The organism is Streptomyces venezuelae, assembly GCF_008642375.1.
Classification (GTDB): Bacteria; Actinomycetota; Actinomycetes; order Streptomycetales; family Streptomycetaceae; genus Streptomyces; species Streptomyces venezuelae_G.
Window position 1 is genome coordinate 2,358,671 of record NZ_CP029194.1, and the last position, 14,104, is coordinate 2,372,774.

The window sequence follows — 14,104 nt, forward strand, 5'->3', positions numbered from 1 at the left end:
GACCGCACAAGGACCGGACACCGGACATGACCGGCCACGGGCCCCACGACGCACCCGCGCCTATCCTTCGACGCATGCCCCTCGCCCTCCAGGACCGCCCCGGCGGCCGTCTGCCACCACGGACCGCCGACGCGCTCGTGGCATGCGCCGTCCTGGTCGTCGTGGCGATCTGGACCCTCGTCTCCGCGCGGTACTCGAGCGAATCGGCGCTCCGCTCGGCGCTCGGCTGGGTGCTCATCCTGACCGGCTGCGGAGCCCTCTGCTTCCGGCGACGGCAGCCCGTCGCCGTCGCCGTCGTCACGCTGCTCGCCTGCGTCGTCTACTACCCGCTGTCCGCCCAGGACGGCCCTCTGATGATCGCCTTCGCGCTCGCGCTCTACACCACCGCCGCCGAGGGCCGGTTCGCCGCCGCCGTAGCGCTCGCCGCCGTCACCCTGCTCGCGGTCGGCCTCGGCGAGATCCGGCAGCAGCCCGGGCACCGGCAGATCGACGACACCTCGCTCGTCATGCTGGCCGGCTGGCTGATCAGCCTCGTCGCCGTGGGCCGCGCCCAGCGCACCCGGCTCGCGTATCTGCACGAGGTCGAGCAGCGCGCGCTCGCCGCCGAGCGGGAGCAGGAGGCCCGGGCCAGGCAGAGCGCGACCGAGGAGCGGCTGCGGATCGCCCGGGAGCTGCACGACATCCTTGGCCACAGCGTCTCGCTGATCAACGTCCAGTCCGGCGCCGCGCTGCACCGGCTGAGCAAGAATCCGGCCCCCGAGGCCGGGCTCGTCACCGCCGCCGAGGCCCTTGAGGCGGTGAAATCCACCAGCAAGGACGCGCTGCGCGAACTGCGGGCCACGCTCGGCGTGCTGCGCCGGGCCGACGAGGCGACGCCGACCTCCCCGGCCTCCGGCCTCGCCCTCCTCGGCGAGCTCGCGGAGCGGGCCCGGAGCGCGGGACTCGACGTCGTCACGAGTGTCACGGGCACTCCCGTACCGCTGCCGCCGCCGGTCGACCTCGCCGCGTACCGGATCGTGCAGGAGTCCCTGACGAACGTGACCCGGCACTCGGGAGCTCGTACGGTGCGGATCACCCTCGACTGGGACGATCGCTCCGACCCGGCGGCCGCGCGTACGCACGCGGGCGCGCGCGTGCTGCGGCTGCGCATCGCCGACGACGGCGGGGGCGCGCCCGAGGGCGGCCACACGGGCAGCGGCGTCCGGGGCATGGCGGAACGGGCGCGCGCGCTCGGCGGCGAGCTCACCACCGGGAACGAGGACGGCGGCTTCGTCGTCGACGCCCGCCTCCCGCTCGCCACACCTGCCGCGACACACACGGCACCAGAGGCAATAGAGACACCAGAGACACCACCCACAACTCCCGCCCCCGAAGAGGACCCCCGATGATCCGTGTCGTGCTCGCCGACGACCAGACCCTGGTCCGGGCCGGCTTCCGGTCGATCCTGTCCGACGAGGACGACATCGAGGTCGTCGGCGAGGCCGGGGACGGCGAACAGGCCGTCGCCCTCGCCCGCGAACTCCTCCCGGACGTGGTCCTGATGGACATCCGCATGCCCGTGCTCGACGGCCTCGAGGCCACCCGGCGCATCACCGCCGACGAGCGGCTCGAAGGCGTCCGGGTGGTCGTCCTCACGACGTTCGACGCCGACGACCATGTGTACGGGGCGCTGCGCGCGGGCGCGTCGGGCTTCCTGGTCAAGGACACCGAGCCGATGGAACTCCTGCACGCCGTACGGGTGGTGGCGCGCGGCGACGCCCTGATCGCCCCCGCCGTGACCCGCCGCCTCATCGCCGAGTTCGCCGAGCGCGCCGGCGGCGCCGGACGGCAGCCGGACCCGAGCCCCCGGCTGAACGCCCTCACCGAGCGGGAGCGCGAGGTCCTCGGCCTGGTGGGCGCGGGACTCTCCAACGACGAGATCGCCGGCCGGCTCGTCCTCTCCCCCGCCACCGCCAAGACCCACGTCAGCCGCATCATGACCAAGCTGGCCGTCCGTGACCGCGCGCAGCTGGTCGTCCTGGCCTACGAGTCGGGGATGATCACCCCCGGCTGGCTGGCCTGACCCCTAGGGGTCGCGGTCCGGAGCCGCAACTCCGGGGGTACGCGCGCGTGGACCGGCACAACCCGTGGGGTACGGCAGGTGTCCTCCCCGGGCCGACGCCGCGCCCGTGACCGCACACCGACACTGTCGGGGTGAATCAGGACGTACTCGATCTCGCACGGCTGCAGTTCGCGCTCACCGCCGGCGGCCACTTCCTCTTCGTCGCCCTCACCCTGGGTCTGGTCACCGTGGTGGCCGCGCTCCAGACACGGGCCACGATCAGTGGCAAGCCGCAGGACGCACGGATGGTGCGCTTCTGGGGCCAGCTGTACGTGATCAACTACGTGGTCGGGATCGTCACCGGGCTGGTGATGGAGTTCCAGTTCGGCATGGCCTGGAGCGGGCTCACCCATGAGGCGGGCAACATCCTCGGCGCCTCCCTCGCCGTGGAGACCATCGTGGCCTTCTTCGTCGAGTCGACCTTCCTCGGTCTGTGGATCTTCGGCTGGCACCGGCTCAACCGCTGGGCCCACCTGGCCGCCATCTGGATCGTCGCCCTCACCGCCTACCTCTCGGCGTACTGGATCCTCGTCTCCAACGGCTTCCTGAACCACCCCGTGGGGTACTCCTCCGAGAACGGCGAGCTCGTCCTCGACGACCCGGTCGCCGTCCTGACGAACCCCTCCGCCCTCCTCGCCTTCGGGCACGTCCTCGCGGGGGCGCTGCTCACCGCCGGGTTCTTCATGGCCGGGGTGAGCGCGTACCACCTCTTCCGCCGCAGCCCCGAGTGGGAGCTCTTCGGGCGCAGCCTGCGGATCGGGGTCTTCGTCTCCGCCCCCGCGCTGATGGCCGCCGCGGTCTTCGGCGGGATCCAGTTCGCCACCCTCACCACCTTCCAGCCGATGAAGTCGGCCGTCTTCAGCGGAAAGACGGCGGAGATCGCCCGGCTTCAGGCGGAGCTTTCGGCCCGCTTCGGGCCCGGCGACTACGTGCCCTCGGAGGCGTGGACTCGGGGCGGCGGCCTCGCGATGCTGATCAGCTTCGCCCTGATGATGTACCTGTGCTTCGCCGGAGTGATCCTGGCCTGCTTCAAGAAGGTCGTCTTCCGGTTCCGGCTCTGGCACCTCGTCCTGATGGCCGCTGTGCCTCTGCCGTACCTCGCGATGATCAGCGGGTGGGTCTTCCGGGAGTCGGGCCGGCAGCCCTGGGTCGTCTACGGGCTGCTGAAGACGGAGGACGCCGTCTCGGACCTCTCCCCCGGCACCATGCGGCTCTCCCTCACCGTCTTCACCACGGTCTTCGCCCTGCTCGCCGTCCTCAACGCCTGGCTCCTCGCCCGGCACGCGCGCCGCGGCCCCGTGGAGTCCGGGCTCGGCCACGACGAGCGGCCGGAGCGCGACGGTCCGGGACCGGGACACGACGATCCCGGACCGGACGGCGCCGACGGGCGTGAGTGCGAGGGCCCGCCCTCCTCCGACCCCTCGGACGCACTGCCCGCCCCGCGCTACTGAGCCCCCGCCACCGACCCCCGAGGAGCCCCCGTGGAGACCCTGGCCATCGTCCTGCTCGCCTTCTTCGCCGCGGGCTGGTTCGTGCTCGCCGGAGCGGACATCGGCACCGGCATGCTCACCCCGTGGTTCGGCCGCGGGGACCACGAGCGGCGCCTCGTCCTCACCTCCTTCGCGCCCTTCTTCCTCGGCAACGAGGTCTGGCTGGTCGCCACCGCGGGAGTGCTCGTCGGCTGCTTCCCCGCCCTCGAAGGAGAGCTCCTGAGCGGCCAGGCCCCGGTGCTCGTCGCCCTTCTGACCGGCTGGATCGTCCGCGACGTGGGGCTCTGGTCGCGCGGCCGGGGCCCGGGGCCGCGCTGGCGCGCCGGCTGCGACACCGCCGTGACGTGCGGGAGCTGGACGGTCGCCCTCTCCTGGGGCTGGCTGCTCGCGGCCCTGCTCACCGGACGGCCCTACGCACCGGCGACCGGCGTGACGGCCGTGCTCACCGCCCTGGCCGTGGCCGCCCTGTTCGCCGCGCACGGGCTGGGGTTCGCCGCGCTCCGGCTCGCGGGACTCCCGTACGAGCGGGCCCGCCGGCTCGTCGGACGCGCCGGACGTCCGTGGCAGCCCTTCGCCCTGACCGGCGTCCTCCTCGGCGGGCTGCCGCTCGCGGCGGGCACGGCCCTCCCGCTGGCCGAGAAGACGGCCTCCCCCGCCACACTGAGCCTGCTCGTCCCGGCCCTTCTCGTCGTCACCCCGCTCCTCGTGGCGGTCCAGGCCTGGACCTGGCACGCCTTCCGGCACCGGGTCACCCGCCCGTCGTACCTCTGAGCCACGACGGACGTCCCGCCGGAGGACCGGCCGTCGGACGTCCCCTGTCAGGACTCCTCCGACGGGGCCTCCTTCTTGTGCTGGAGGGCCTTCTGCAGCCGGGCCACCACCGCCTCGCCGTACCTCCGGTGGCCGTGGACGCGCGGGTCGTCCGTCACGTCGTACCTCTTCACATAGGCACCGAGGAAGGCCTGCAAGGTGGCCACGACCGGAATCGCGATCAGCGCGCCGACGACACCCAGCAGCGCCGTCCCCGCGATGACCGAGCCGAAGGCCACCGCCGGGTGGATGTCCACCGTCTTGGAGGTGAGCTTCGGCTGGAGCACGTAGTTCTCGAACTGCTGGTAGACCACGACGAAGCAGAGCACCCAGAGCGCGTACCAGGGGTTGACGGTGAAGGCGATGAGCATCGGCAGAGCGCCGGCCAGGTAGGTGCCGATGGTCGGGATGAACTGCGACACCAGGCCGACCCAGACCGCGAGCGCCGGCGCGTACGGCACGTCCAGGATCTCGAAGAGGACGAAGTGGGCGGCGCCGGAGATGAGCGCCATCAGGCCGCGCGAGTAGAGGTAGCCGCCGGTCTTGTCGACCGCGATCTCCCAGGCCCGCAGCACCTCGGTCTGGCGGGCAGGCGGCAGTACGGAGCAGAGCGCACGCCGCAACCGGGGCCCGTCGGCCGCGAAGTAGAACGCGAAGAGGAAGATCGTCAGGAGCCGGAACAGGCCGCCCAGGACGGTGGCCGAGACGTCGAGCACACCGGACGCGCTGTTCTGCACGTACTTCTGCAGCCAGTCGGAGCTCAGGATGTTGTCCTGGACCTCGACCCTGGAAAGGTCCGTGTGGAAGCTCTCGTTGATCCAGTTGATCAGCGAGTCGAGGTACTTGGGGAAGTTCTCGACCATGTCCACGATCTGCCCGGCGAGCATCGAGCCGAGGAGGACGACGAAGCCGACGCTGAAGACGAGGACGCCGATGAAGACGAGGAAGGTGGCGAGACCCCGGCGCATCCCTCGCGCCGCCATGCGCCCGACCGCCGGCTCGATGGCGAGGGCGAGGAAGAACGCGAGCAGGATGTTGACGAGCAGGCCGACGAGCTGGTGGAAGGCCCAGTTGCCCAGCAGGAAGCAGGCGTAGAGCGCGAGGGCCAGGACGATCGCACGGGGCAGCCAGCGGGGCATCCGCGCGGCCTGCCGCGGATCCGCCGGCGGGGCGGTCGGGCCTCCGGGGACGGAGGTCCCGGACGTCCCGGCCGTCCCCGGCGTCCCGGACGTCTCCGGCGTCGCGGACTTCGCGGACGTCACGGCCGCGCCTGCCGGGACGGTCGGCTCCACCGAATCCGTCGGATCGGTCGGCTCGGTGGGATCGGTCGGATCGGACGGGGCTGTCTTTTCGTTGTCGTCAGTCGGGGCCACCCCGCCAGTCTCGCGCACCGCGCGGACATTCCCCCCGGGACCCCGGACATCCGCACCGGTTACTGGTCACGCCATCGTCTACCGGCCGTTCACCGCTTGTCGGCCGGGACGTCGACGGCGGCGCAGACGGCCCGCCACACGTCCTTGGCCTCCCAGCCCGCGTCCAGGGCGTCCCGCACCGTCCGCCCGCCGAGCTCCGCCATCACATGGTCACGTGCGAAGGAATCCGCGTAGGACGCACCGAAGTGGTCCGCCATCCGCTCCCAGAAAATCGTCAACCGCATGACCCCAGTATCACGCTCCCAAGAGTGCAGCCCGCTCCGCAGGCCTTGTCACCGCGACTTTCCGCCCTACCGTCGGAGCATGGCCGAAAAACCCCTCTCTCCGCCGTCCCCGACTCCCCTGGCCCGTGCCGAGCGATTCGTCTGGCTGACTGCCCGCGTCCTCGAACAGCGGCGGTTCGCGTACCACTTCCTGCGCGGTGGCGCGGACCAGGTCGAAACGGCCCTCACGGCGTATCTGAACGCGGACGGCGGCTACGGCCACGCCCTCGAACCCGATCTGCGCGGACCGGTCAGCCAGCCCCTCCACACCGCGCACGCGCTCCGGGTCCTGGAGTCGATCGGCCGCTGCGGCGGCATGCGCGTGGAGCGGATCTGCCGCTACCTCACCGACATCTCCACGCACCAGGGGGCGCTCCCGGCGATCCACCCCTCCCAGCGGGGCTACCCCTCGGCGCCGTTCGTCCCGGTCGTCGACTCCCCGCCGAGCTCGCTGCTCTCGACCGGCCCGGTGGTCGGGCTGCTCCACCGCAACCAGGTGTGGCACGCGTGGCTGTTCCGGGCCACCGAGTACTGCTGGGCCGCCGTGGAGTCGCTGGAGAAGTCCCATCCGTACGAGATCCAGGCCGCCGTCGCCTTCCTGGACGGGGCCCCGGACCGCTCGCGCGCGCAGGCGGCCGCCGACCGGCTGGGGAGGCTGGTGCGCGAGCAGCGGCTCGTCGTCCTGGACCCGGACCGGCCGGAGGACTACCCGGTCCCGGACGGCTACGCGCCCGGCGAGCACCACTTCCCGCACGACTACGCGCGTGTGCCGCACTCGCTGGCGGCCGGCTGGTTCACGGACGAGGAGATGACCCGTTCGCTGGACCGGCTCGCGGCCGACCAGGAGGAGGACGGCGGCTGGCCGATCCGCTGGCGGGCCTGGGCCCCGGGATCGGCCCTGGAGTGGCGCCCGATCGTCACCGTCGAGGCGCTGCGCACCCTCCGCGCACACGGCCGCCCCCTCGATTGACGGAGCCTCCCTGGGCGCGGCCCGGTCCGGGGATTCACCAGCCCAGTGCGCGTACCCCCGCCGTGACGACGACGGCCACACCCACGACAGCCAGGAACGGAGCGCGCAGGACGAGCGCGAGGGCGGCGGCCGCGAGGCCGGCGGCCCGGGCGTCCAGGACGAGGGAGCCACCCGTGCTGAACGTCTGCTGCGCGGTGAGCGCTGCCAGCAGGGCGACGGGAAGCAGCGCCGCGAGCCGTTGGACGAGCGGTCGTTCCAGCGCGCCCGCGGGGACGAGAAGGCCGAGGAGCTTGACCAGGTAGCACCCGACGGTGGTCAGGCCGATCGCGATCCACACGTTCATCGTGTGCCCTCTTCTCGTGTGCCCTCTTCTCGTGGATCCACTTCTCGGGCGTCCGTGCTCATGCGGCGGCCCTGGAACCACAGCACCAAGGGCGCGGCGAAGGCCGCCGCGAGGACCGGGACCCCGGCCGGCAGCACGGGCAGCAGCCCGAGGCCGAGCAGGACGGCGATCCCGGCGGTGGCACGCTCGGTTGACGACTTCAGCATCGGGGCGAGCAGAGCCAGGAAGACGGCGGGCCCGGCGGCGTCCAGGCCCCAGGCGGCGGTGTCGCCGATCGCCTCGGCGCCGAGGCCGCCGAGGAACGTGGTCAGGTTCCACAGGACGTACAGCGTGAGACCGGTGAGGGTGAAGCCGAGCCGGGCGGCCCGCCGGGACGGCTGGGCGAGCGCGACCGCCGTCGTCTCGTCGATCACCCAGTGCGCGGCGAACGGCCTGACGGCCTTCGGGAGGGCGAGCAGCTGGGAGAGCCGCAACCCGTAGAAGGCGTTGCGCGTGCCCAGGAAGAAGGCACCGGCGGCGGCCGTGAAGGGGTTGCCGCCCGCGGCCAGCGCGCCGACGAGGGCGAACTGGGAGGCGCCCGTGAAGACGAGGAGGCTGAGCACGCAGGTCTGCGCGAGGGTGAGGCCGGCGCCGGCCGAGGTCACGCCGAAGGCGAAGCCGGAGAGTCCGACGGCGACGCCGACGCCGAGGGCGTCGCGGACGACGGCCGCGTCGGGCTTCGCCCGTGTCGCGCCGTCGTCCCGTATGACGGGAGGTGCTGTCTGTTCTGCCACGTCAGCGACGTTACGTACGCGACCGCTGCCCGGTCTTGTACGTTCTTGCACCGCCGCCCGTGCTATCGCCTCGGCACCGGAGCCACGGGAGCGACCGGAGGCGCTGGAGCCGGCAGAGCCGCTGGAGTCCGCCGGAGCCGCCTCAAACGCTCCGTGCCCGCTGGTAGGCCCCCGGCGGCACCCCGACGCTCCGTGTGAAGTGCCGGTTGAGGTGTGGCTGGTCGGTGAAGCCGACGGCGACGGCCGCGTCCGCCGGCGGCGTCCCCGCGTCGAGCAGTCGCCTGGCCCGCCGCACGCGCGCGTCGGTGAGCCAGGTGTGCGGCGGCATCCCGTACGCCTCGCGGAAGGCCCGCAGGAGGGCGAAGGGGCTGGTGCCGAGGTCGGTGGCGAGCCGTTCCAGGGTCGGCGGGTCGGCCATCCGCTCCTCCAGGACAGCACGCGCGCGTGCCGCGTTCCGCGCGCCGGCGGAACGGGCCGGGAGCGGGGTGACCAGCCCGCCGTGGCTGCGCAGCATCCGCGCCGTGACGAGCCGGAGCAGGCTGTCCGCGGCGAGCGCGTTGCCTTCCTCCGCGGCCCGGTGGACACCCACGACGAGCCGTGCGGCGTACGGGTCGTCGACGACGGGAGAGGTGAAGCCGACCGAGCCGCGCAGTGCCAGGGTGTCGGCGGCGATCGACCGGACCAGCCCGGCGTCCGGGTAGATCGTGCGGTAGGTCCAGCCCTCGGGCACGCCCGCGTGCCCGGTGTGCGGGGTGTCGGGGTTGACCAGGGCGATCTGTCCGGGCCCGGCGTGGACCAGTTCGTCGCGGTAGTGGAAGGCCTCGACGCCCTCGGTGATCGCGGCGAAGACGAAGCTCTCGTGGGTGTGCCGGGCGAAGGCCTTGTGGATGTAGTGGGCGTGCAGCAGGTCGACCCCGGGCAGCTCGGAGTACTGCCAGTACCGTGCCCGCTCCCCGCTCGCCATTCCTCCATTCTGCGCCAGGGGCTCACCGGGGCGCCTGCCCCAGCCCCCTCAGGCGCCCGCCATAGCCCCCTCGGGCGCCCACCCCGGCCCCCTCGGGCGGCCCACCCCGGCCCCCCTCACCGGACCTCGCCCCGGCCCCCTCACCCGCACCCGCACCCGGCCACAAGCGGATTTCCCCAGGTCCGGGCGGTTGTCAGTGGGCGGGTGCACGATGGGGGACATGGTCAGGTCCGCGCTCGACTCGTTCTCCCCCGCGACCCGCAGCTGGTTCACCGGGGCCTTCACCGCACCCACAGCGGCTCAGGAAGGCGCCTGGAAGGCCATCGGCGAGGGCTCCGACGTGCTCGTCGTCGCGCCGACGGGCTCGGGCAAGACACTGGCCTCCTTCCTCGCCTCCCTGGACCGGCTGGCGTCCACCCCGCCGCCCGCCGAGGCGAAGAAGCGCTGCCGCGTGCTGTACGTGTCACCGCTGAAGGCACTCGCCGTGGACGTCGAGCGGAATCTGCGCTCCCCGCTGACCGGCATCCGGCAGGAGTCGGTCCGGCTCGGCCTGCCCGAGCCGGACATCCGGGTCGGCATCCGCTCCGGCGACACCCCGGCCGCCGAGCGCCGTAGCCTCGCGACCCGGCCGCCGGACATCCTGATCACCACGCCCGAGTCGCTGTTCCTGATGCTGACCTCCGCCGCCCGGGAGGCCCTGTCCGGGGTGGAGACGATCATCCTGGACGAGGTCCACGCGGTCGCGGGCACCAAGCGGGGCGCGCACCTGGCGCTGTCGCTGGAGCGGCTCGACGAGCTGCTGCCGCGCCCCGCGCGCCGGATCGGTCTGTCGGCCACGGTCCGCCCGGTGGACGAGGTGGCCCGTTATCTGTCCCCCGGCCGCGCGGTGGAGATCGTGCAGCCGCCGTCGGGGAAGGAGTTCGACCTCTCCGTCGTCGTCCCCGTCGAGGACATGGGCGAGCTCGGAGGCTCCCCTGCCTCGGAGGGCAAGGACGGCGGCGACAAGCCGTCGATCTGGCCGCACGTCGAGGAGCGGATCGCCGACCTCGTCCAGTCCCATCGCTCGACGATCGTCTTCGCCAACTCCCGCCGCCTCGCCGAGCGCCTCTGCAACCGGCTGAACGAGATCGCGTACGAGCGGGCGACCGGCGAGCCCCTCCCCGAGGGGGCTCCCCCGGCCGAGGTCATGGCCCAGTCGGGTGCGGCTCAGGGTGCCCCGGCGCTGCTCGCCCGGGCCCACCACGGCTCGGTGTCCAAGGAGCAGCGCGCCCAGGTGGAGGAGGACCTGAAGGCGGGCCGGCTGCCCGCCGTGGTGGCCACCTCCAGCCTCGAGCTGGGCATCGACATGGGCGCGGTCGACCTGGTCGTGCAGGTCGAGTCACCGCCTTCGGTCGCCTCCGGGCTCCAGCGCGTGGGCCGTGCGGGGCACCAGGTCGGCGCGGTGTCGACGGGCGTGGTCTTCCCCAAGTACCGCGGTGACCTGGTGCAGGCGGCCGTGGTCACGGAGCGCATGCGGTCCGGCTCGATCGAGTCGATGCGGATCCCCGCCAATCCCCTGGACGTCCTGGCCCAGCAGCTGGTCGCGATGGTCGCGCTCGACACCTGGCAGGTGGACGAGCTGCTCGCCGTGGTGCGGCGTGCGGCACCCTTCTCCTCGCTGCCGGAGTCGGCGTTCACGGGCGTCCTCGACATGCTCGCCGGCCGCTACCCGTCGGACGCCTTCGCCGAGCTGCGCCCGCGCGTGGTCTGGGACCGGGTCGCCGGGACGGTGACGGGCCGGCCGGGCGCGCAGCGGCTCGCCGTCACCTCGGGCGGCACGATCCCCGACCGGGGCCTGTTCGGCGTGTTCCTCGCGGGCGCCGACCCGAAGAAGGGCGGCGGCCGGGTCGGCGAGCTCGACGAGGAGATGGTGTACGAGTCACGGGTCGGCGACGTCTTCACGCTGGGCACCACGTCCTGGCGGATCGAGGACATCACCCGTGACCGGGTGCTGGTCACCCCCGCCCCCGGGGTGCCGGGGCGGCTGCCGTTCTGGAAAGGCGACCAGCTGGGCCGCCCGCTCGAACTGGGACGCGCGGTGGGCGCCTTCCTCCGGGAGCTCGGCGCCCTCGGACCGGAGGACGCGCGGCTGCGGCTGATCGCCGCGGGCCTGGACGCCTGGGCCGCGGACAACGTCCTCGCGTACGTCTCCGAGCAGCGCGAGGCCTGCGGCCACGTGCCCGACGACCGGACGATCCTGGTCGAGCGGTTCCGGGACGAGCTCGGGGACTGGCGGGTCGTCATCCACTCCCCGTTCGGCGCGCAGGTGCACGCCCCGTGGGCGCTGGCGCTCGGCGCGCGGCTCGCCGAGCGGTACGGCATGGACGCGCAGGTGATGCACGCGGACGACGGCATCGTGCTGCGCCTCCCGGACGCCGATCTGATGGGTCTGGACATGGGTCTCGACCTCCTCGACCACGAGCCCGTGGACCCCGGCCGGCACCTGGACACCACGTACGACGCCGACAAGGCGCCCATCGGCGCGGCCGACGCCCTCTTCGACAAGGGCGAGATCGGGCAGATCGTCACCGACCAGGTGGGCGGATCCGCGCTGTTCGCCTCCCGGTTCCGCGAGTGCGCCGCGCGCGCCCTGCTGCTGCCCAAGCGGAACCCGGGCAAGCGCACGCCGCTCTGGCAGCAGCGGCAGCGCGCGGCCCAGCTCCTCCAGGTGGCGAGCGAGTTCGGCTCCTTCCCGATCGTCCTGGAGGCCGTTCGCGAGTGCCTTCAGGACGTCTTCGACGTCCCCGGTCTGACCGAGCTGATGGGCGACATCGAGGCCCGCCGGGTCCGGCTCGTCGAGGTCACCACCCCCGAGCCGTCCCCCTTCGCCCGCTCGCTCCTCTTCGGCTACGTGGCGCAGTTCCTGTACGAGGGCGACTCGCCGCTCGCCGAGCGTCGGGCGGCCGCCCTCTCCCTCGACTCCCGGCTCCTCGCGGAGCTGCTCGGCCAGGCCGAGCTGCGCGAGCTCCTCGACCCCGAGGTCCTCACCGAGCTGGAGCGGGAGCTCCAGTGGCTCACGGAGGACCGGCGGATCAAGGACGTGGAGGGCGTCGCCGATCTGCTGCGGGTCCTCGGTCCGCTCACCGACGCCGAGCTCGGCGAGCGCGGCGCGGAGGAGGGCTGGGCGCCCGAACTGGCCCGGGCCCGGCGCGCGATCCGGGTCAGGATCGGAGGGGCCGAGCACTGGGCGGCGATCGAGGACGCCGGACGGCTCCGGGACGCTCTGGGCACGGCCCTGCCGGTCGGTGTGCCCGAGGCCTTCACCGAGCCGGTGAAGGACCCGCTGGGCGACCTCCTCGCCCGTTTCGCGCGGACGCACGGCCCCTTCACCTCCTCGCAGGCCGCCGCCCGCTTCGGTCTCGGCGCCGCCGTCACGGACGGCGCGCTCCAGCGGCTCGCCGCCGCTGGCCGGGTCGTCCAGGGCGAGTTCCATCCCTCCGGCATCGGCCAGGAGTGGTGCGACGCGGCCGTGCTGCGCCGCCTGCGCCGCCGGTCCCTCGCGGCCCTGCGCCACGAGCTGGAGCCGGTGCCCCCGGCGGCGCTCGCCACCTTCCTGCCCCAGTGGCAGCACCTCGGCGGCAGCAGCCTGCGGGGCATCGACGGCCTCGCCCGCGCGATCGAGCAGCTCCAGGGCGCGCCGGTGCCCGCCTCCGCGCTGGAGAAGCTGATCCTGCCGTCCCGCGTGCGGGACTACTCCCCCGCGCTGCTCGACGAGCTGACCACCACGGGCGAGGTGGTCTGGGCCGGTGCCGGTTCGCTGCCCGGCAAGGACGGCTGGGTGTCGCTCTACCTCGCGGACGCGGCCCCGCTGCTCCTCCCTCCGCCGCACCCGCTGGAGCTGTCCGCGCTGCACGAGTCGGTGCTCACCATCCTCTCCGGCGGGTACGGGCTGTTCTTCCGGCAGATCGCCGACCAGGTCCGGGTGACCACCCACCCGGACGCGACCGATCCGCAGCTCGCGGACGCGCTCTGGGACCTGGCCTGGTCGGGCCGGCTCACCAACGACACCCTCGCCCCGTTGCGCTCGCTCCTCGGTTCCGGCCGGACGGCCGGGGCGACCGCCCACCGCGCGCGCCGGACGGTGCCGCGCGGCCGGTACGGCACGCTGGGCGCCGCCGCCCGCCCGGCCTCGCGTACGGGTCCGCCGACGGTCTCCGGCCGCTGGGCGCTGCTGCCGCCGCCCGAGCCGGAGCCGACCCACAGGGCGCACGCCCTCGCCCGTACCCTCCTGGACCGGCACGGCGTGGTCACCCGGGGCGCGGTCGCCGCCGAGGGTGTGGAGGGCGGCTTCTCGGCGACGTACCGCATCCTGTCCGCCTTCGAGGACAGCGGTCAGGCCAGGCGGGGCTATGTGGTCGAGGGTCTGGGCGCGGCCCAGTTCGCGATGGACGGGGCCGTGGACCGGCTGCGGGCGACTGCGACGGCCCGCGACCGGGGTGCGGAGGCCGCGGCCGGCCCGCGCGCGCTGGTCCTGGCCGCGGCCGACCCGGCGAACGCGTACGGGGCGGCCCTGTCCTGGCCCGAGCCGCCGACCGACGCCGGGCACAAGCCCGGTCGCAAGGCGGGCGCGATGGTGGTCCTGGTCGACGGCGAGCTCACGCTCTACATGGAGCGGGGCGGCAAGACGCTCCTCTCCTGGCCGACCGAGCCGGACGATCCCGCCCTGACGGCGGCGGCCGAGGCGCTGGCCGCGTCGGCACGGGCGGGATCGCTGGGCACGGTCACGGTGGAGCGGATCAACGGCGCCACGGCCCTGACCTCCCCTCTCGCCCGCCCTCTGGAGGCCGCGGGCTTCGTGGCCACCCCGAGAGGCCTCCGCCTCCGCGCCTGAGCCCCACCCGGCCCGTGCACCGCCCACCACCCGGCACCACCCAGCCCCGCCCACCCGGCACCACCCACCGAGCATCTCTCGCCGGCA

General features: G+C 73.6%; 11 protein-coding genes. 6 read left to right on the forward strand and 5 right to left on the reverse strand.

The window, feature by feature from the left end; genetic code table 11:
* Window positions 1-74 precede the first annotated feature (74 nt).
* From DEJ46_RS10410 to DEJ46_RS10425, 4 genes are all read left to right on the forward strand, one after another.
* Window positions 75-1,388 (forward strand): sensor histidine kinase, encoded by a 1,314-nt coding sequence (locus DEJ46_RS10410; protein WP_150265460.1) that lies wholly within the window; start codon window positions 75-77, stop codon window positions 1,386-1,388.
* Window positions 1,385-2,062, forward strand: coding sequence for a response regulator (locus DEJ46_RS10415; protein ID WP_150265462.1), 678 nt, complete (start codon window positions 1,385-1,387; stop codon window positions 2,060-2,062). The genes DEJ46_RS10410 and DEJ46_RS10415 overlap by 4 nt, the downstream gene beginning before the upstream one ends.
* A 131-nt stretch (window positions 2,063-2,193) precedes the next feature.
* A complete protein-coding gene (locus DEJ46_RS10420; protein WP_223834587.1) occupies window positions 2,194-3,552 on the forward strand; it encodes a cytochrome ubiquinol oxidase subunit I in 1,359 nt (452 codons plus the stop codon).
* A 30-nt stretch (window positions 3,553-3,582) separates the two neighbouring features.
* A complete protein-coding gene (locus tag DEJ46_RS10425) occupies window positions 3,583-4,362 on the forward strand; it encodes a cytochrome d ubiquinol oxidase subunit II (RefSeq protein WP_150265464.1) in 780 nt (259 codons plus the stop codon).
* 47 nt (window positions 4,363-4,409) lie between these two features.
* On the opposite strand, the gene DEJ46_RS10430 is transcribed toward DEJ46_RS10425, so the two are convergent.
* Window positions 4,410-5,540 carry an AI-2E family transporter gene (locus DEJ46_RS10430; RefSeq protein ID WP_150274303.1) on the reverse strand — a complete coding sequence of 377 codons (1,131 nt, stop codon included), beginning with the start codon at window positions 5,538-5,540 and terminating at the stop codon, window positions 4,410-4,412.
* A 323-nt stretch (window positions 5,541-5,863) separates the two neighbouring features.
* Window positions 5,864-6,058 carry a DUF3046 domain-containing protein gene (locus tag DEJ46_RS10435; RefSeq protein ID WP_150265466.1) on the reverse strand — a complete coding sequence of 65 codons (195 nt, stop codon included), beginning with the start codon at window positions 6,056-6,058 and terminating at the stop codon, window positions 5,864-5,866.
* Window positions 6,059-6,137: 79 nt separating this feature from the next.
* On the opposite strand from DEJ46_RS10435, the gene DEJ46_RS10440 reads away from it, so the two are divergent.
* Window positions 6,138-7,067: a hypothetical protein gene (locus DEJ46_RS10440; RefSeq protein WP_150265468.1), complete on the forward strand. Its 930-nt coding sequence runs from the start codon at window positions 6,138-6,140 to the stop codon at window positions 7,065-7,067.
* Between the two features lie 34 nt (window positions 7,068-7,101).
* On the opposite strand, the gene DEJ46_RS10445 is transcribed toward DEJ46_RS10440, so the two are convergent.
* From DEJ46_RS10445 to DEJ46_RS10455, 3 genes are all read right to left on the reverse strand, one after another.
* Complete coding sequence (locus tag DEJ46_RS10445) at window positions 7,102-7,410, reverse strand: AzlD domain-containing protein (RefSeq protein WP_150265469.1); 309 nt, start codon at window positions 7,408-7,410, stop codon at window positions 7,102-7,104.
* Window positions 7,407-8,183, reverse strand: a complete 777-nt coding sequence (locus tag DEJ46_RS10450) for an AzlC family ABC transporter permease (RefSeq protein ID WP_150265471.1) — start codon at window positions 8,181-8,183, stop codon at window positions 7,407-7,409. The genes DEJ46_RS10445 and DEJ46_RS10450 overlap by 4 nt, the downstream gene beginning before the upstream one ends.
* A 142-nt stretch (window positions 8,184-8,325) precedes the next feature.
* Window positions 8,326-9,147: an AraC family transcriptional regulator gene (locus DEJ46_RS10455; RefSeq protein ID WP_150265473.1), complete on the reverse strand. Its 822-nt coding sequence runs from the start codon at window positions 9,145-9,147 to the stop codon at window positions 8,326-8,328.
* A gap of 220 nt (window positions 9,148-9,367) precedes the next feature.
* Between DEJ46_RS10455 and DEJ46_RS10460 the strand changes: the two genes are divergently transcribed.
* Window positions 9,368-14,017, forward strand: a complete 4,650-nt coding sequence (locus DEJ46_RS10460; protein ID WP_150265475.1) for a DEAD/DEAH box helicase — start codon at window positions 9,368-9,370, stop codon at window positions 14,015-14,017.
* Window positions 14,018-14,104 lie beyond the last annotated feature (87 nt).

Excerpts from the sequence above, each read along its gene's own strand:
- DEJ46_RS10410 (WP_150265460.1), top strand. The coding sequence starts at position 75 with ATGCCCCTCGCCCTCCAGGACCGCCCCGGCGGCCGTCTGCCACCACGG.
- DEJ46_RS10460 (WP_150265475.1), top strand. The coding sequence starts at position 9,368 with ATGGTCAGGTCCGCGCTCGACTCGTTCTCCCCCGCGACCCGCAGCTGG.
- DEJ46_RS10435 (WP_150265466.1), bottom strand. The coding sequence starts at position 6,058 with ATGCGGTTGACGATTTTCTGGGAGCGGATGGCGGACCACTTCGGTGCG.
- DEJ46_RS10430 (WP_150274303.1), bottom strand. The coding sequence starts at position 5,540 with ATGCCCCGCTGGCTGCCCCGTGCGATCGTCCTGGCCCTCGCGCTCTAC.
- DEJ46_RS10440 (WP_150265468.1), top strand. The coding sequence starts at position 6,138 with ATGGCCGAAAAACCCCTCTCTCCGCCGTCCCCGACTCCCCTGGCCCGT.
- DEJ46_RS10445 (WP_150265469.1), bottom strand. The coding sequence starts at position 7,410 with ATGAACGTGTGGATCGCGATCGGCCTGACCACCGTCGGGTGCTACCTG.
- DEJ46_RS10415 (WP_150265462.1), top strand. The coding sequence starts at position 1,385 with ATGATCCGTGTCGTGCTCGCCGACGACCAGACCCTGGTCCGGGCCGGC.
- DEJ46_RS10455 (WP_150265473.1), bottom strand. The coding sequence starts at position 9,147 with ATGGCGAGCGGGGAGCGGGCACGGTACTGGCAGTACTCCGAGCTGCCC.